This window comes from Microcystis sp. M169S2 (genome assembly GCF_020245865.1).
GTDB classification, from domain to species: domain Bacteria; phylum Cyanobacteriota; class Cyanobacteriia; order Cyanobacteriales; family Microcystaceae; genus Microcystis; species Microcystis ichthyoblabe_A.
Genome location: NZ_JADBUB010000098.1, coordinates 1 through 18322, shown reverse-complemented (window position 1 = coordinate 18322; position 18322 = coordinate 1). Strand labels below are relative to the sequence as shown.

The following is an 18322-nucleotide window of genomic DNA, read 5'->3' as shown; positions in this document are numbered from 1 at the left end:
TACCTATCACAAGGAAGATACAGTGAAGCTGAACCTCTTTTACAACAGTCTTTAGCTATCAGGAAACAACAGTTAGGAGACAACCATCCTGATGTCGCTCAAAGTCTCAACAACCTAGCAGAACTTTACCTATCCCAAGGAAGATACAGTGAAGCTGAACCCCTCTACAAACAAGCCTTAACTATCAGGAAACAACAATTAGGAGACAACCATCCCGATACCGCACAAAGTCTCAACAATTTGGCTGGACTTTACTGGTCTCAAGATGATATTCCTCAAGCAATTAATTATCTCAACCAAGGACTTGCAGTAGAAGAATACAACCTCTCAAAAAACCTGAATATTGGAGATGACAAGCAAAAACAAGATTATATGGCAAAGGTTTTAGGGACGACTAATTCGGTGATTTCCCTCAATCTTCAAGCTGCACCGAATAACCCAGAAGCAACCCGTCTTGCATTGAAAACTATCTTAGAACGCAAAGGACGAATTTTAGATGTTGCAACCAATAGCTTACAAATTCTCCGACAACGTACTGATGACCTCGAAAGTCAACAATTATTAACTCAACTGATTGAAGTTCGGACTCAACTATCTAATCTGACTTTTAAAAAGCCTGATGATATCCCCTCACCAGAAATTTACCGTCAACAACTTAACGAAGTTACCGCAAAAGCAAAAGAAATAGAGGATAAAATCGGTCGTCGTAGTGCCAGATTTAGTAGCCTATCCCAACCCATTACCCTCGAAGGTATTCAAAAGTTAATTCCTGCCAATGCTGCTTTAGTTGAAATAGTCCGCTATCGACCTTTTAATCCTAAAGCGCCTGAAAATAAACGCTATGGCAATCCTCGTTATGCTGTTTATATTCTCTATCCCAATGGTGACATCAAAGCCAAGGATTTAGGGGAAGCTAAACCGATTGACGACAAATTAATTTACTTCCGTGACAATCTTGCAGACGCACAAACTCCTCTCCCTCAACTACAAAAATCAGCGCGTAAACTTGATGAGACATTGATGCAGCCTATCCGTCAATTATTAGGCAATACTAAAACAATTCTGCTTTCTCCTGACGCTGCACTTAATTTAATTCCTTTTGAAGCTTTAGTGGATAAAAATAATCAATACTTAGTGGAAAATTATCATATTACTTACCTCACTTCTGGACGGGATTTACTGCGCCTTAAAGATAAATTTGCTAGTCAACAATCTCCGCTCATTGTAGCTGCTCCTTTCTACAATAAAGCAGGAAAAAAAAGCACTATTACTCGTTCCATGTACCTGTCTGAGTTTACTTTTTCCGGTCTTCCGGGTACAGAGGAAGAAGCTAAAGCGATTAAAAATATCTTACCTCAAGCCACTGTTTTAACTGGTTCTCAAGCCACAGAAAACGCCGTCAAGCAAGTGAAAAAACCGAATATTCTCCACATCGCTACTCATGGTTTTTTTATTAAACCAGAAAGGAATGTTATTGAGAATCCTTTATTGCGTTCTGGGTTAGTTTTAGCAGGAGTTACAATCGGTCAAAGTGCAGGAGATGATGGGGTTCTCACGGCTTTGGAAATTACTGCACTCAATCTAGTGGGAACCAAATTAGTTGTCCTTTCTGCTTGCGATACGGGGAAAGGAGATATTAAAATCGGTCAAGGAGTTTATGGATTGCGCCGCGCTTTAGTTATTGCAGGAAGTGAAAGCCAATTAATTAGCCTTTCGAAAGTATCTGATGATGCAACTAAAGATTTAATGGTGGCCTATTATGGACGCTTACAAAAAGGAGAAGGACGCAGTGAAGCTTTACGGCAAATTCAACTAGGAATGCTCAAGAGTGAAAACTATCAACATCCCTTCTACTGGGCAAGTTTTATTATTTCTGGTGATTGGACTCCGATGGAATTTAGTTCATCCCCATAATAAATCAACATAAAATAGAAAAAATAAGTTAGTATCAATAAAATTAACAGTCAAGAAATAGTTCATAGTTGCGCTTCAGCGCACCGGATTATGACTAAAGTTCAACAACGAACCTAATTAAAGCCAAACCCCAATTGATTCAACCCATGAATAACTTTCTCAAAATCTTTACCCCCATTTCCCTGATATTAATTACGGTAGGATTTCCGGCGGCGACTTTTAGCAACACTGTTGGAGTTAACACGATTTTTCAGGTAAAAGGGAAAGTTACCGTTAAAAAACCACAATGGAAAAAACCCCTTCCCGCTTCTGTCGGACTTACCCTCAGTTTTGATGATGAGTTAGAAGTAGCAGCTAATGCTTCAGTTAAGGTTTATTGTAGTAATCTCAAGCAGTGGATGGTTAAACCGGGAAAGTATATTGTTTCTGGTGGCTGTCCTCGGGGAAATCCTGTGATTTCACTTCCCAATAGTAATAATACAACCCTCCGTCCAACAGGAAATAAAGAGAAAGTTTTAGCAAAATTACCTTATCTAATTACTCCCCGTGAAACGAATATTATTACCAATCGTCCTTCACTGCGGTGGAATGCTGTTCCGGGTGCAACTAATTATACTATCAAAATAGATGGGGTTAATTGGGAAACGCAGACAAATAAAACTGAAATAGTCTATCCCGGTGAACCTCCTCTGGAAGCAGGAAAGCGATATCGAGTAACAATAAAAGCTGATAATGGTGCGTCTTCTAGAAGTGATGCAGTAGTCGGGTTTATAATATTAGATGAACAGACGAAGAAAACGGTTTTAGATGCTGTTAAAGCTGTTCAACAGCAGCAATTATCCCCGGAGGAAGCAGGGTTAGTTTTAGCGCATCTTTATCGAGGTTATGGGTTGTATGGGGATGCGGTTGAGGTATTAGAAGGATTGGTGAAGCAAAATAGTCAGGTTGCTACGGTTTATCAACTGTTAGGGGATACTTACCTTAAGATAGGGTTGCCTCAGTTGGCAAAAAAACCTTATGAAAAAGCGTTAAAACTGGCAACAAATACGGAGAATTTGTCAGTGCAAGCGGAGATACAAGCGGGTTTAGGAATAGCTTATCGTCTCTTGGGGAGTAAGGATGAGGCGATACAGTGGTTGACTAAGGCGAAGGGGACTTATAATCAGTTAGGAGATATTTCGCAGGTTCAGGAATTGGCTAAAACAATTAATGACATTTTAAGGAGGGAGTAAGGATGAAAGTTATAGCACTCCCGTAGGGGCGAAGCATTCGGGCAATAACCTATCGCTGAAACCGTAGATTTCTTATCCGAATGCTTCGCCCCTACAACTTATTTGAAATTACTATAAATTATGGATAATGGCTACTACTTTTGTACGGAGGTAATTACACAATGGATAAAGATAAACTCATAAAATATCGTCAAGCAGTGCAAAATTTGTTAAGTCGCTATGTAGCAGAAGATGTTACCAGTGAAGACGTAGAAGTACAATTAATATTTGATGTGGAACGGGATCATTATCAGTGGATGAATGTAGGATGGGAAGGTTTAAAACGAGTTTACCGCTCGATTGTTCATTTTGATATTCGTGATAATAAGATTTGGCTACAACAAAATTTAACGGAATTGAATCCAGCAGAGGATTTAATTTCAATGGGTGTTAAGAGGGAGGATATTGTTTTGGGACTGCAACCACCCTATAAACGGCCTTATACTAATTATGGTACTTAAAACAAATTCTCCTTATCACAAATACGTCAAAAAATATGGATGAATTATTTAATTAGGAGATAATTATGTTTGTCTGTCATGTATGTGGTGCAAACGATGCCGAAGAAAAATTAGTCGATGAAACTTTTAGAATTGATGGCAGCCTAATCTTAGTTGAAAAAATCCCTGCTCAAGTATGTTACAATTGTGGTGAGGTTGTTTTTAGTAGTGAAACGGCAGAAAAAATCAGAACTTTACTACAGCACAAGGCTCAACCCGACAAATCTATTCAAGTTAATGTTTTTGCCTATCAATAAACTCTAGGGATAAAAGACCAATGAAAGTATCAATCAAATCAGGGATAGCGGTTGTCGTCATTACCGGGATGATGGGATTATCGGGAGTCATGTTAAACCCAACGGTGGGACAGGTGATTTCTCAGGTTTCACCGCAAGATAAATTAGCCGAAGCAGAGAGGCTAACTCAGCAAGTTATTCAACTGTATCAGCAGGGGAAATATAACGAGGCGATTCCTCTAGCAGAACAGGCTTTAGCTATCAGGAAACAACAATTAGGGGAAAATCATCCCGACAGTGCTTCCAGTCTCAACAATTTGGCAGGACTTTACGAGTCTCAAGGAAGATACAGCGAAGCCGAACCCCTCTACACACAAGCTTTAGCCATCAGACAACAACAATTAGGAGCTAACCATATTTCTACTGCTAACAGTCTCAACAATTTGGCAAATCTTTACCATCGTCAAGGGAGATACGCCGAAGCCGAACCCCTCTTCAAACAAGCCTTAGCTATCAGGAAACAACAATTAGGAGACAACCATCCCGATACCGCCACCAGTCTCAGCAGTTTGGCTGCACTTTACTATTCCCAAGGAAGATACAGCGAAGCCGAACCCCTCTTCAAACAAGCCTTAGCTATCAGCAAACAACAATTAGGAGATAACCATCCCGATACCGCCACCAGTCTCAACAATTTGGCAGCACTTTACTATTCCCAAGGAAGATATAGCGAAGCCGAACCCCTCTTAAAACAAGCCTTAACTATCAGGAAACAACAATTAGGAGACAACCATCCCGATACCGCCGCCAGTCTTAACAATTTGGCAGAACTTTACAGAGTTCAAGGAAGATACAGCGAAGCCGAACCCCTCTTCAAACAAGCCTTAGCTATCAGCAAACAACAATTAGGAGACAACCATCCCCTTACCGTCGCCAGTCTCAGCAATTTGGCAGAACTTTACCGTCTTCAAGGAAGATACAGCGAAGCCGAACCTCTCTACCACAGGTCCTTAGCTATCAGGAAACAACAATTAGGAGACAACCATCCCCTTACCGTCGCCAGTCTCAACAATTTGGCAGTACTTTACGACTCTCAAGGAAGATACAGCGAAGCCGAACCTCTCTACCAACAAGCCTTAGCTATCAGGAAACAACAATTAGGAGACAACCATCCCTCTACCGCCACCAGTCTCAACAATTTGGCTGTGCTTTACTATTCCCAAGGAAGATACAGCGAAGCCAAACCCCTCTACAAACAAGCATTAGCTATCCATAAACAACAATTAGGAGACAACCATCCCAATACCGCCACCAGTCTCAACAATTTGGCTGTATTTTACCAGTCTCAAGATGACATTCCTCAAGCCATTAATTATCGAACCCAAGCACTTGCAGTAGAAGAATACAACCTCTCAGAAAATTTAAAAATGGGGGATGACAAGCAAAAACAAGATTATATGGCAAAGGTTTCAGGGAGGACTAATGGGGTGATTTCCCTCAATCTTCAAGCTGCACCCAATAACCCAGAAGTAACCCGTCTCGCCTTGAAAACTATCTTAGAACGTAAAGGACGAATTTTAGATGTTTCAACCAATAGCTTACAAATTCTCCGACAACGTACTGATGACCCCGAAAGTCAACAATTATTAACTCAACTGATTGAAGTTCGGACTCAACTATCTAATCTGACTTTTAAAAAGCCTGAAGATATTAAAAACCCAGAAATTTACCGTCAACAAATTAACGAAGTTACCGAAAAAGCAAAAGAAATAGAGGGTAAAATCGGTGTTCGTAGTGCCGAATTTCGTAGCCTATCCCAACCCATTACCCTGGAAGGTATTCAAAAACTAATTCCTGCTAATGCTGCTTTAGTTGAAATAGTCCGCTATCAACCTTATAATCCTAAAAATGATAGTTTTGGCATTCCTCGCTATGCTGTTTATATTCTCTATCCTAATGGTGACATCAAAGCTAAGGATTTAGGGGAAGCTAAACCGATTGACGACAAATTAATTTACTTCCGTGACAATCTTGCAGACGCACAAACTCCTCTCCCTCAACTGCAAAAATCAGCGCGTCAACTTGATGAGATATTGATGCAGCCTATCCGTCAATTATTAGGCAATACTAAAACAATTCTGCTTTCTCCTGATGCTGCACTTAATTTAATTCCTTTTGAAGCTTTAGTGGATGAAAATAATCAATACTTAGTGGAAAATTATCATATTACTTATCTCACTTCTGGACGGGATTTACTGCGCCTTAAAGATAAATTTGCCAGTCAACAATCTCCGCTTATTGTAGCTGATCCTTTCTACGGTAAAGCAGGGGAAAAAGTCGCTCTCACTCGTTCCATCGACCTGTCTGAGTTTACTTTTCCCGGTCTTCCGGGTACAGAACAAGAAGCTAAAGCGATTAAAAATATCTTACCTCAAGCCACTGTTTTAACTGGTTCTCAAGCCACAGAAAACGCCGTCAAACAAGTGAAAAAACCAAATATTCTCCACATCGCTACTCATGGTTTTTTTAAACCAGAAAGCAATGTTATTGAGAATCCTTTATTGCGTTCTGGGTTAGTTTTAGCAGGAGTTACAATCGGTCAAAGTGCAGGAGATGATGGGGTTTTGACTGCTTTAGAAACTACCAATTTAAACTTAGTCGGAACCAAATTAGTTGTGCTTTCCGCTTGCGATACGGGGAAAGGAGATATTAAAATCGGTCAGGGAGTTTATGGATTGCGCCGCGCTTTAGTTATTGCGGGAAGTGAAAGCCAATTAATTAGCCTTTGGAAAGTATCTGACGATGCAACTAAAGATTTAATGGTCGCTTATTATGGACGCTTACAAAAAGGAGAAGGACGCAGTGAAGCTTTACGGCAAATTCAACTAGGAATGCTCAAGGGTGAGAAGCAAAAACATCCTTTTTATTGGGCCAGTTTTATTCCTTCTGGTGATGCAACTTCGATGCAATTTGACTGATGAAGGGTTAGGAGTTAAACTTAGTGGTAAAATTATTGGTATCACAAACAATTACTAGGAGAGTCACACAATGGCAACATTTACAGAAAACGACCTCAAAGAATTAAAAGACTTTATTGTAGGACAATTCAAAGAAGTTAATGACAAAATAGACAAGTCATCTGAACAACTTAATGGCAAAATAGACAGATTATCTGAACAACTTAATAGCAAAATAGACAAGTTATCTGAAGAAGTGAATAATTTAAGAGTTGACCTAGCAAATGTTAAAGGAGAATTAACAGGCGTGAATAAACGACTAGATAACTTGGAATTTACTAATCGAACCATCTTTGTTGCTATTGTTACTGCACTAATGGCAGGATTGGTTAAGTTATTTTTCCCAAATTTTCCTACTAATCCTTAACTGTGATTCAAAAAGAAAACGGATTTTTTGAAAAAACCCGTTTTCTGAAATCGAATTCAAAATAAGAAATAGCGCTGGGCCATGGGTAAAACCGTAGCGGGTTCACAGATTAATAATTCCCCGTCAGCACGCACCTCGTAGGTTTCGGGATTAACTTCCATGCGCGGTAAAGCGTCATTTAGCTTCATACTAGCCTTACTGATATTGCGCGTATTCGACACGGCTACGGCGGTTTTTTTCAGCTTTAACTTCTCAGGAATGCCCGCTTTCATAGCATATTTAGAAACAAATGTCAAGGAAGTTTTGGCGATCGCACCACCAAAAGAGGCAAACATGGGACGCATATAAACCGGTTGGGGTGTGGGAATACTGGCATTAGCATCGCCCATTTGCGCCCAGGCGATTAAACCGCCTTTCAGGACAATTTCCGGTTTTACGCCAAAAAATGCCGGTTTCCAGAGAACCAAATCGGCTAATTTGCCCACCTCGATGGAACCGACATAATCGGAGACACCATGGGTAATAGCAGGATTAATCGTATATTTAGCAATATATCGTCTTGCCCGCAGATTATCATTCTCTCCCGTTTCCCCGGTCAGTCTGCCTCGTTGTACCCGCATTTTGTGGGCAGTTTGCCAAGTGCGGATAATTACTTCTCCCACCCGTCCCATCGCTTGAGAATCGGAGGAAATGATGCTAAAAGCCCCTAAATCGTGGAGAATATCCTCGGCGGCAATAGTTTCGCGGCGGATGCGGGATTCAGCAAAGGCCACATCTTCGGGAATACTCCGGTCTAAATGATGACAAACCATCAACATATCAAGGTGTTCCTCTAAGGTATTCGTCGTATAGGGACGGGTGGGGTTAGTAGAGGAGGGTAAAACGTTCATTTCCCCGCAAACCCTGATAATATCGGGAGCATGACCACCGCCGGCCCCTTCCGTGTGGTAGGTGTGAATGACGCGATTTTTAAAAGCGGCGATAGTGGCCTCAACAAAACCGGCCTCATTGAGAGTATCGGTATGAATCGCCACCTGCACATCGTACTTATCGGCCACGCTTAAACAGGTATCAATGGCTGCCGGAGTGGTTCCCCAATCTTCATGGAGTTTTAAGCCAATTACCCCCGCTTTTACCTGTTCCGCTAGTCCTTCCGGCTGACTGCTATTGCCTTTACCCAAAAAACCCAAATTCATCGGGAAAGCTTCGGCGGCCTCTAGCATTCGATAGATGTTCCATTCTCCCGGGGTGCAGGTGGTGGCATTAGTTCCCGTCGCAGGTCCGGTCCCGCCACCAATCATCGTGGTAATCCCCGACGCGATCGCTGTCTCAATTTGTTGGGGACAGATAAAATGAATATGGGCATCAATCCCCCCTGCTGTCAAAATCATCCCTTCCCCGGCTAATGCCTCGGTAGCAGGACCGATAATAATATCGACATTGTCTTGAATGTGGGGATTGCCCGCTTTACCGATTTTATAAATTTTGCCGTCTTTAATGCCCACATCGGCTTTAACGATGCCCCACCAGTCGAGAATTAGGGCATTAGTAATCACCAAATCCACCGCCCCATCTTCCCTAGAAATGGGGGATTGGCCCATACCATCGCGAATTACTTTACCGCCGCCGAATTTTACCTCATCGCCGTAGGTGGTGAAATCTTTTTCGACTTCGATAAATAATTCCGTGTCTGCGAGGCGAACTTTATCTCCGACGGTGGGGCCGTAGGTTTCTGCATAGGTGCGGCGATCGATGCGATAATTCATAGGGGGAATTCTTGAAAATCGACATTGATTATACGATCAATTTTCCGGCAATTATCGCTTTTTAGGGATTTTCTTCCATTTTTAATCTGGCTCGTTTTCGAGGATTTCTTTGGCTTTCAGTAAAGCTTGGCGATGTTCTTCGGTGACGGTGGGATATTTTAAACCGAGGGATTCCAGGGTGTGATAAATAACCGCCCCCACAGCTAAACGGGTAAACCATTTGCGATCAGCTGGGATAATATACCAGGGGGCCCATTCGGTACTGGTATGATTGAATACCTCCTCGTAGGCTTTCATGTAATCACCCCAAAAAGCTCTTTCTTTGACATCATTTTCGGAAAACTTCCAGTTTTTTTCGGGGCGATCAATTCTTTCTAAAAATCGTTTTTTCTGTTCTCCTTTAGAAACATTGAGAAAGAATTTCAGGACAATAACCCCATTGTTAACCAGATATTTTTCAAAATTATTAATCTCCTCAAAACGTCGCTGCCAAACTTTCTTGGTTCTGTCTTCCAGGGGGAGTTTTTGCCGTTCCAATAAATTTTGATGGACGCGCACAACTAATAATTCTTCGTAGTAAGAACGATTAAAAATACCGATACGACCTCGCTCCGGTAAGGCTTTATAATATCGCCAGAGATAATCGTGATCTAGTTCTTCGGCCGAGGGAACTTTAAAGCTAAATACCTGACAGCCTTGGGGATTTAAGCCCGACATAACGTGCCTGATTGTACCATCTTTACCCGCCGCATCCATGGCTTGCAGATTAATTAACAGGGCATAGGTATCCTGGGCATAGAGTTTATCTTGAAACTCGGCCATTTTTTCGATCCCCTGTTGCAGCAGCAGCGTGGCATCTTCTTTGGTAATGTAGTCTGGCTTAAACCCGGGATCGTAGTCTTTGTGTAGAGAAATTTCTTTACCCGGTGGCACGATTAAGGATTGTAAAAATGCTTGGCGATCAATTTTGCTGACCATGCTCTTCTCCTTGATTGTTTTGACCCTTAAGATTACATTGTAGCACTTTTGCTCGGAAAATATCTAACTCTTGAACCGGCGAGTCAAGGATGAACTGGCAGAAATGACCTAGAAACAAGTATATTTAAATATTCGATTTTAAGTAGGTAGGCACAATTATTTGTAGGATGGGTTAGCGGTAGCGTAACCCATGCGGGCGTTGGGTTTCATGCTTCAACCCAACCTACGTTCATTTTATATTTAATTCCACCCACCTACTTATCAGCGTACCCCAAGCCAGATTTAAAAAATCAATGCCAGCGGATTTAAAATCATCTCCAGTCGGTACATCTATAATCATAATTTTTCGTACTCACTTTTATCATTTCATTTAAGGCGATTTATTGGTAAATGAGATTGTGTGGCTTTTCATCCCGCTCAAAATGATAGCGAACTTTTTTATTGTGTGGCTTGTACCCGAACTAAACTTGACTATACTTTGTGAGCCTCCGCATAAATCCGTAAAGCGGCGGACATTTTTTGTTCACAATCCTCGCCCTGTGATTGAAACCAAGCTAGGGTTTCGGGATCTACTTGAACAAGAACATTTACTTTCTCTACAGGTTTCCACCACCGCGATTTACTAAAAAACTCCTCGGTTAAGGGCGGAATATCGGATGTGTCGATTTCCTCTTCCGTAAGAGCGTCAACTTTCTCCCAATTCGTCTCGGAGGTATTGTTCATATCGTTTTCGTTCATAGGGTAAAGCTTTACGAAGTGAAATAATACGAATTGTATCTCTACTCGGTTCTGTAAAAACGACAACTACCACTCGGCCATCGAGCGTACCGATTCCTATCAATCGATCTTCGCCATAATTTTCTCGTTCGTCAAGGGAAACTCGAATGGGATGTTCAAATATCCGCTGCGCGTCCGCGAAGTCTAGATCGTGCTTGATGATATTCGCTCGGTTCTTTTGTCGATCCCACTCGAATTTCATATTTTTATTTTATCGAGTTGTCATTCCGTATATCGAAAAAAATCCTATAATTGTCGAAAATTCGATCGTTAGAGGGGTCATCTTGATCGAAATCAAAAGAAATCTTTCGCCTCGATCGAAATGACCCATAACCGGTCAACTAACTCAAAACACCAGAAGGAATCCCTAAGATATCCTCAATCTTAGGTAAATCTTCTAGGGGAATTACCCGGCCTTCATCCTCAAAACCAGCGATTTCATTAAAGTTCAAATAGCGGTATAAATTGCTGGCAAAAGGATTAATTTTCTCGGTGACAATTGCCAGGTATTCCTCAACGGTGGGAATGCGTCCTAGCAGCGCACAAACCGCCGCTAATTCGGCGGAACCGAGATAGACTCGCGCATCTTTTCCCATGCGATTATTGAAGTTACGAGTCGAGGTAGAAAATACCGTCGCTCTGTCTTCAACCCGCGCTTGATTACCCATACAAAGGGAACATCCAGGCATCTCAGTACGGGCCCCAGAAGCGGCAAAAATGCCGTACATTCCCTCATCGCGCAATTGTTTTTCATCCATGCGGGTGGGGGGACAAATCCACAGTTTAGCCTTAGCAACTCCTGCCCCTTCTAATATCTTAGCAGCGGCGCGATAATGACCAATATTAGTCATACAAGAACCGATGAACACCTCATCAATTTTATCCCCGGCGCATTCCGACATTAACTTGATATTATCGGGGTCATTGGGTGCCGCGACAATGGGTTCTTTAATCTCGTTTAAGTTGACGGTGATAATATCCGCATATTCGGCATCCTTATCAGCCTCCATCAGGACGGGATTAGCTAACCATTGTTCCATTTTTGCTACCCGACGTAGGATAGTTTTGGCATCACTATAACCCCGGGCCGCCATATTTTTTAACAGGGCCACATTAGAGCGTAAATATTCCGCCACTGTTTCCGTACTTAACTTAATCGTACAACCGGCACAGGAACGTTCCGCCGTGGCATCGGTTAACTCAAAAGCCTGTTCTAATTTCAAATCCGGCAGCCCTTCCATCTCCATAATACGACCGTTAAAAACATTTTTTTTGTTCTGTTTTTCCACGGTTAATTTACCCTCTTGGATGGCAACGTAGGGAATAGCATTAACAATATCGCGCAGAGTTACACCGGGTTGTAATTCCCCCGTAAAACGCACTAAAACCGATTCCGGCATATCCAAAGGCATTACTCCCAAAGCGGCGGCAAATGCCACTAAACCCGACCCCGCAGGAAAGGAAATTCCCAGGGGAAAACGAGTATGAGAATCGCCTCCAGTCCCCACCGTATCCGGCAATAACATCCGATTTAACCAGGAGTGAATAATGCCATCTCCCGGACGTAAAGCGACCCCACCCCGGGTAGAGAAAAAGTCCGGTAATTGGTGATGAGTTTGAATATCAACCGGTTTCGGATAGGCTGCCGTGTGACAGAAACTCTGCATGACTAAATCGGCGCTAAAACCTAAACAGGCTAACTCTTTTAACTCGTCTCTGGTCATCGGGCCGGTGGTATCCTGAGACCCTACCGTGGTCATAATTGGGTCACAGGAAGTACCCGGCCGCACCCCGGGTAAACCGCAAGCTTTGCCGACCATTTTTTGCGCTAGGGTGTAACCTTTACCGGTGTCATTAGGCATAGTGGGACGGGTGAATAGGGTACTAGCCTCAAGTCCCAAGGCGTGACGGGTTTTATCGGTGAGACTGCGACCGATTAAGAGGGGAATACGACCGCCGGCCCGCACTTCATCCAGAATTGTCTCAGGTTTGAGGCTAAAGGTGCTAATAGTTGCGCCCGCTTCGTTGGTGATTTTGCCTTCGTAGGGATAAATTTTAATCACATCCCCCGTGTTCATTTGGCTAACATCGCATTCAAGCGGTAAAGCGCCGGAATCTTCAGCAGTATTAAAGAAGATAGGGGCGATTTTACTGCCTAAAATATAGCCACCAGCACGTTTATTAGGTACAAAGGGAATATCATCGCCAATATGCCAGAGAACCGAGTTAATAGCCGATTTTCGGCTGGAACCAGTCCCGACCACATCCCCCACATAGGCGACCGGATGGCCTAATTTTTTCAATTCGGCAATGGTTTCTAAGGACCCAGGTTGACGGGTTTCTAACATTACCAAAGCATGAAGGGGAATATCGGGCCGGGTGGTGGCGTGGGGAGCGGGAGATAGGTCATCTGTATTGGTTTCCCCGGGTACTTTGAAAACGGTGACGGTAATTTCTTTAGCAAGTTTCGGTTTAGCGATAAACCAAGCGCCATTGGCCCAAGCATCGATAACCTGTTTAGCATAGGGATTGGTGTCGGATAATTCCAAAACCTCGTTAAATGCGTCGAATACCAGCAGGGTTTTACTTAAAGCGCTGGCAGCGGCGGCGGCGATATTAATATCTCTGGATTTCAGCAGTTCAATCAGAGAATGAACGTTATAACCACCGACCATGGTTCCCAGTAAGCTAACCGCACCCTGGGGGGAGATAACGTTAGATTTTATTTCACCTTTGGCAATTCCTGTTAAAAATCCCGCTTTAACGTAGGCCGCTTCGTCAACTCCGGGGGGAATACGGTCACGCAGCAGGGTCAGCAATTCTCCTTTGAGTTCTTCGGACGGATTTTTGAGTATTTCGCATAATTCCGCCGTTTGTTGAGCGTTGAGGGGAAGGGGAGGGATACCTAATTTCGCTCGGTCGGCAACGTGCTGATGATAGGCTTCTAACATAGGTCTATTGTCTCCTAGTCTTCACTTGTGACGGTTTCTTCCTAGGTTACTGGATTTTTGCTAGTCTCTGAATTTCTAGGTTAACGAGAGATGACTTTGCTGTTTGACTTCCATAAAATGAGAAAATAGCGATCGATTGACTATATTGAGGCTTAGATAATGGCTATCACCGATTCTGATCTAGATTTAGCACAATATATCGACCATTCTCTCCTCATGCCCACCGCCACCAGTGAACAATTAGAGGCTTACTGTCAACAGGCTGATCAATATCATTTTCCCACCGTCTGCGTTTATCCCGCCGCCGTTAAGCAAGCTGTGCAGTTACTCCACGGCAAAAAAACTTTAGTTTCTACCGTGATTGGTTTTCCCGCAGGGGCCACTACCTCCGCAGTTAAACGTTATGAGGCTTTAGAAGCTGTAGATAATGGCGCCAAGGAGTTAGATGTGGTTATTAATCTCGGTTGGCTAAAAGATGGGAAATCTGAGCAATTATTCCAAGAAATTGCTAGTATTTGTCAGGAAACTGGCCAGACGGTGAAAGCGATTCTGGAAACCTCGCAACTAACGGACACCGAGAAACGTTTAGCGGCGGAAATTTGCATGGATGCAGGAGTGAGTTATCTAAAAACCAGTACCGGCTGGTTTGGAGGAGCAACGGTTAGCGATGTGAAGTTTCTCAAGGAAATTAGCAAAGGCCGGGTAGGAATTAAAGCATCCGGCGGAATTCGCACCCTTGAACAAGCGCTCGCTCTTATCCAGGCCGGGGCCACCCGTCTGGGAACTTCCCGCGGTGTCGATTTAGTCCGTCAGCAAAAAGCTGCCTTTGAGGGATAATACTAAATCCTGTTTAAAAGGTATAGGAAAGTGGGGTGTGGGGTAGTGGGGTGTGGGGTGTGGGGTGTGGGGTAGTGGGGTGTAGGGTGTGGGGTAGTGGGGTGTGGGGAAGTGGGGTGTGGGGAGAACAAAGCTGCCTTTTGCCTTTTGCCTTTTGCCTTTTGCCTATTGCCTATTGCCTATTGCCTATTGCCTATTGCCTATTGCCTATTGCCTCCTGAGAGCTAAAATGATGACTGACATTCAATAAAAATAAGGGGGTTTATTTGCCGATAATTCGCTGTGGTAATCGAGAATTTAGAGATATTCAAGGGATTGTTTTTGATAAGGACGGTACGCTAGAGGATTCGCGAGCTTTCTGGTACGATCGAGCTATAGCCCGGATACAAGCCATTGAATCGCAAATCCCTGGTTTAGAGTCTTTATTAACTAAAACTTTCGGTATTGGGGCAAATAGTCTCAATCCTGCTGGTTTAATGGCAGTGGGCAGCCGCAGAGATAATCATATTGTCGCTGCCGGTTGTATTGCTTCCACCGGCCGGGATTGGTTAACGGCCATGGCGATCGCAAAAGCATCCTTTCAAGCGGCCGATGAAAAGGTTCCCCCCCGCTTAAATCCCCTCTATCCCCACTGTTTAGAAGTAATTCGTTATCTGCACGCGGCCGGGTTACAATTGGCGATTCTTTCCTCCGATACCACAGCACGAGTTGAGCAATTTGTCAAGGAAAATGGCCTATTAAATTATATTAAAATTGCCCAGGGCTGCGATCGAGGTTTAAGTAAACCGGATCCCCTATTATTGCAAGAAACCTGTCAAGCTTTGGGGACCGCAGTGGACAAAACCCTGATGGTGGGGGACACTAGGGCCGATTGGGAAATGGCTAAACAGGCAAAATCAGCAGCAGCGATCGCAATTAGTTGGCAACCGGAAAACCATCAAGATTTACAATTAGCTGATGTGGTCATTAGAGAACTTACTGCCATCTCGGTTATCAGAGGCGAATTTTCAGTTCACTGATTACTGATTACTGTTTACTGTTCACTGAAAAACCCCACACCCCAATTCATAATTCCCTCTATGCTAACAATTGCCTTACCGAAGGGTGCTTTACTAAACGAAAGTATCCAAATATTTCAGAAAATTGGCTTAGATTTTAGTGCCTTTCTTGACTCAAAAAATCGCCAATTACAGATTACCGACCCCACTAACCAAGCGAAAGCGTTATTAGTCAGAGCCACAGATGTACCAGTTTATGTAGAATACGGTCAGGCACAATTAGGCATCGCCGGTTATGATATTTTATTGGAAAAATCTCCCGATGTGGCTAATTTAATTGACCTAAAATTTGGTTATTGTCGGATGTCGGTAGCTGTCCCTGCTGATAGTCCCTATCAAAGTCCCTTAGATATTCCCCATCACGGTAAAGTTGCCTCAAAATTTGTCAATTGTGCTAAGGATTATTTTCGTCGTTTAGATATTCCCGTCGAGATTATACCTCTCTATGGTTCCGTAGAATTAGGCCCGATTACGGGGATGTCAGAAGCAATAGTTGACCTAGTTTCCACCGGTCGAACTTTACGCGAAAATGGTTTAGTAGAAATTGCCGAATTATTTGCTAGTAGCGCTCGATTAATCGCCCATCCCCTCAGCTATCGACTAAATCGTGATCAGATTTATAACTGGGTAGAAAAGCTCAAAGAACCAACTACATCAATGGCAAAAGTTTAAGTAAAATATAGGTTAGTTTGGGGCAGTATTTCCCCCTAACCTAATTGTTTCAATAGTAAACCAATAAGCGCACCAGCCAGAATTAACCAAGTAGAATTAACCTGAAACCGTAGTAAAAGAATAGCGGAGATAAGAGATAGAATGATAGCCAATAAATTAAAAGGTAAATTCCCGTAGGGTTGTAACCAAGTAGCTAGAGCTAAATTAAAAATTACCGCTGCCATTAAAGCCACAGCACTGGCATTAATTGCATCTAAAAAAGCCCCTGCCCAAGCCGATTCTCTCAGCTTAGGAATAAGAGGATTAAGTAATAAAACAAAGATAAAAGAAGGAAAGAAAATCGCTAGAGTCGCCACAATTGCCCCCGATACACCTAATATTTGATAACCGATAAAAGTGGCTGTGGATAACACCGGTCCGGGGGTAAATTGACCCACAGCAATAGCATCTAATAATTGTTGCTGGGTTAACCATCCTTTCCCCTGCACTAAATCTCCTTCTAAAAAGGCAACTAACACATAACCACTACCAAATAAAACACTTCCCACCTTGAGGAAAAATAGCCCTAATCCTGTTAATGTTGGTGGGATGTTGCTAGGAGTAGCAACCGCCGTCGCACCGCCTATTCCTGCCACAATCAGGGGGAAAGTAGCGAATTTTTTTAGGATAAACATCCCGATAATTCCACCTAACAGTAAAGCAATAACTTCATTTAAACCTAAGATTAATAATCCGATAACTCCCAATCCGATGAAGAATAATTGACGGGTTTTCAGTGCCTTTTTGCCTAGGCGCCAGAGGGCCTGAAAAATCACCGCAATTACTACCGGTTTAATCCCCGCAAAAATCGGGGCCACATCCGGTAAAGTCCCGTAGGTAGTATAAATCCAAGCTAGAAAACCCGTAATTAACACCGCAGGAGTGATAAAACAAACCCCCGTGATTATTAAACCCGCTAAACCACCAAAAATATAACCGATATGAATAGCCATTTCCGTGGAATTAGGACCAGGAATCAGATTAGTGGCCCCCACCAAATCGAGAAATCGCTCCTTAGTCATCCAACCGCGACGCTTAACCACTTCTTCCTCCATTAAAGCGATATGGGCAGCCGGACCACCAAAACCGATAATGCCGATTTTGAGAAATAAAAGGGCAAGTTGCGAGAGATTGGGAGGCGATGAAGTCAGCATTTTCTGATTACCAATAGTTTTTCTAGAATCAAGTTTATATCCAAAAGAATAAGCTTAAGTTAAATTCTTGGCTAGATTTCATCAATTCCAAAATTCCATAAATGCAAAAGCGTTTTACACAAACTCAATTATAAGTATTTAATACCACCGTTCAAGTAAATTTGATACAAAAAAAGTTAAGAAAACTTTATAAATAATATTGATTAATTTGTTGATAGCGGTTCTCGCATCTGTGCGGCACACTTAAACCTTTGCTGATTAAGCTGTTCAGGATCGGGAATGTACCTCTTGTGAATCAGAAACGCTATATTATCAATACCTATTTTATGGGAAATTCTGCTTGAACTAGCCATTCTTCTTGTGAAATCTCTAGCAAGAGTACCGTTGGCAAGAAGTTCCAGTTCAATAGGTTTTTGTGATTGACTCCATCTAATACTTAAAAGAAGTTTATTCCATTCCTCATTGTCGAAAATATTATCATTATTTCAATCATCATTTTTGTCTGAAAATGGAGATAGTTGTATAGGAATACTTCTAACAGAAATAGTAACACTTTCCTGATGTGATTTCCTAGATCCAATGATGATAATTTTTTTACTTGGGATGATTTCATGCCCAGGAAATAAATGACAAATTTCAAAAACTTGGCTCTACCGAACCTGTCATGCAAAACTATCAACAACTCATGCTTGTAAAGTTTGTACAATAGGGCTTTGAGTTTTTGTTAGATTGATATTTATCAACTTTAGAGCATTGCTGGACAGAGAGGGAGCTTGGGGAATTTT

Annotated in this window: 16 protein-coding genes; 9 read left to right on the top strand and 7 right to left on the bottom strand. The window is 42.5% G+C overall.

The window, feature by feature from the left end; translation table 11 throughout:
- The 6 genes from IM485_RS10075 to IM485_RS10050 all read left to right on the top strand — a co-directional run.
- On the top strand, window positions 1-1914 hold a 1914-nt coding region (locus tag IM485_RS10075), incomplete at its 5' end, for a CHAT domain-containing protein (protein WP_287742826.1).
- A 146-nt stretch (window positions 1915-2060) separates the two neighbouring features.
- Window positions 2061-3146, top strand: coding sequence for a tetratricopeptide repeat protein (locus IM485_RS10070; protein ID WP_287742823.1), 1086 nt, complete (start codon window positions 2061-2063; stop codon window positions 3144-3146).
- 161 nt (window positions 3147-3307) lie between these two features.
- Window positions 3308-3646: a XisI protein gene (locus IM485_RS10065; RefSeq protein WP_002743169.1), complete on the top strand. Its 339-nt coding sequence runs from the start codon at window positions 3308-3310 to the stop codon at window positions 3644-3646.
- A gap of 65 nt (window positions 3647-3711) precedes the next feature.
- Entirely contained in the window at window positions 3712-3942 is a 231-nt protein-coding gene (locus IM485_RS10060) for a type II toxin-antitoxin system MqsA family antitoxin (RefSeq protein ID WP_069473828.1), read from the top strand.
- 20 nt (window positions 3943-3962) lie between these two features.
- Window positions 3963-6899 carry a CHAT domain-containing tetratricopeptide repeat protein gene (locus IM485_RS10055; RefSeq protein ID WP_287742819.1) on the top strand — a complete coding sequence of 979 codons (2937 nt, stop codon included), beginning with the start codon at window positions 3963-3965 and terminating at the stop codon, window positions 6897-6899.
- 70 nt (window positions 6900-6969) lie between these two features.
- Window positions 6970-7305 (top strand): LPP leucine zipper domain-containing protein, encoded by a 336-nt coding sequence (locus IM485_RS10050; protein WP_287742816.1) that lies wholly within the window; start codon window positions 6970-6972, stop codon window positions 7303-7305.
- A gap of 56 nt (window positions 7306-7361) precedes the next feature.
- On the opposite strand, the gene ureC is transcribed toward IM485_RS10050, so the two are convergent.
- The 5 genes from ureC to acnB all read right to left on the bottom strand — a co-directional run bounded on the left by ureC (window position 7362) and on the right by acnB (window position 13777).
- Window positions 7362-9071 carry an urease subunit alpha gene (gene ureC / locus IM485_RS10045; RefSeq protein WP_002735350.1) on the bottom strand — a complete coding sequence of 570 codons (1710 nt, stop codon included), beginning with the start codon at window positions 9069-9071 and terminating at the stop codon, window positions 7362-7364.
- A gap of 81 nt (window positions 9072-9152) precedes the next feature.
- The gene (locus IM485_RS10040) at window positions 9153-10049 is read right to left on the bottom strand and encodes a polyphosphate kinase 2 family protein (protein WP_104397921.1); all 897 of its coding nucleotides are present in this window, start codon (window positions 10047-10049) and stop codon (window positions 9153-9155) included.
- Between the two features lie 471 nt (window positions 10050-10520).
- Entirely contained in the window at window positions 10521-10787 is a 267-nt protein-coding gene (locus tag IM485_RS10035; protein WP_002746336.1) for a BrnA antitoxin family protein, read from the bottom strand.
- Entirely contained in the window at window positions 10735-11028 is a 294-nt protein-coding gene (locus IM485_RS10030) for a BrnT family toxin (protein WP_002735016.1), read from the bottom strand. Before IM485_RS10030 ends, IM485_RS10035 begins: the two co-directional genes overlap by 53 nt.
- 139 nt (window positions 11029-11167) lie before the next feature.
- Entirely contained in the window at window positions 11168-13777 is a 2610-nt protein-coding gene (acnB, locus tag IM485_RS10025) for a bifunctional aconitate hydratase 2/2-methylisocitrate dehydratase (protein WP_104397922.1), read from the bottom strand.
- Window positions 13778-13936: 159 nt separating this feature from the next.
- Between acnB and deoC the strand changes: the two genes are divergently transcribed.
- Window positions 13937-14614 carry a deoxyribose-phosphate aldolase gene (gene deoC / locus IM485_RS10020; protein WP_287742812.1) on the top strand — a complete coding sequence of 226 codons (678 nt, stop codon included), beginning with the start codon at window positions 13937-13939 and terminating at the stop codon, window positions 14612-14614.
- 2 nt (window positions 14615-14616) lie between these two features.
- On the opposite strand, the gene IM485_RS10015 is transcribed toward deoC, so the two are convergent.
- Window positions 14617-14745, bottom strand: coding sequence for a hypothetical protein (locus IM485_RS10015; protein WP_287742809.1), 129 nt, complete (start codon window positions 14743-14745; stop codon window positions 14617-14619).
- A 135-nt stretch (window positions 14746-14880) separates the two neighbouring features.
- Here IM485_RS10015 and IM485_RS10010 point away from each other — a divergent pair, with 135 nt between their 5' ends.
- Both IM485_RS10010 and hisG read left to right on the top strand, forming a co-directional pair.
- The gene (locus tag IM485_RS10010) at window positions 14881-15633 is read left to right on the top strand and encodes an HAD family hydrolase (protein ID WP_287742807.1); all 753 of its coding nucleotides are present in this window, start codon (window positions 14881-14883) and stop codon (window positions 15631-15633) included.
- A gap of 60 nt (window positions 15634-15693) precedes the next feature.
- Window positions 15694-16344, top strand: a complete 651-nt coding sequence (gene hisG, locus IM485_RS10005) for an ATP phosphoribosyltransferase (RefSeq protein ID WP_104397925.1) — start codon at window positions 15694-15696, stop codon at window positions 16342-16344.
- 35 nt (window positions 16345-16379) lie between these two features.
- Here hisG and chrA read toward each other — a convergent pair whose 3' ends face one another.
- Window positions 16380-17537 carry a chromate efflux transporter gene (gene chrA / locus IM485_RS10000; RefSeq protein ID WP_287742804.1) on the bottom strand — a complete coding sequence of 386 codons (1158 nt, stop codon included), beginning with the start codon at window positions 17535-17537 and terminating at the stop codon, window positions 16380-16382.
- Window positions 17538-18322: the final 785 nt, after the last annotated feature.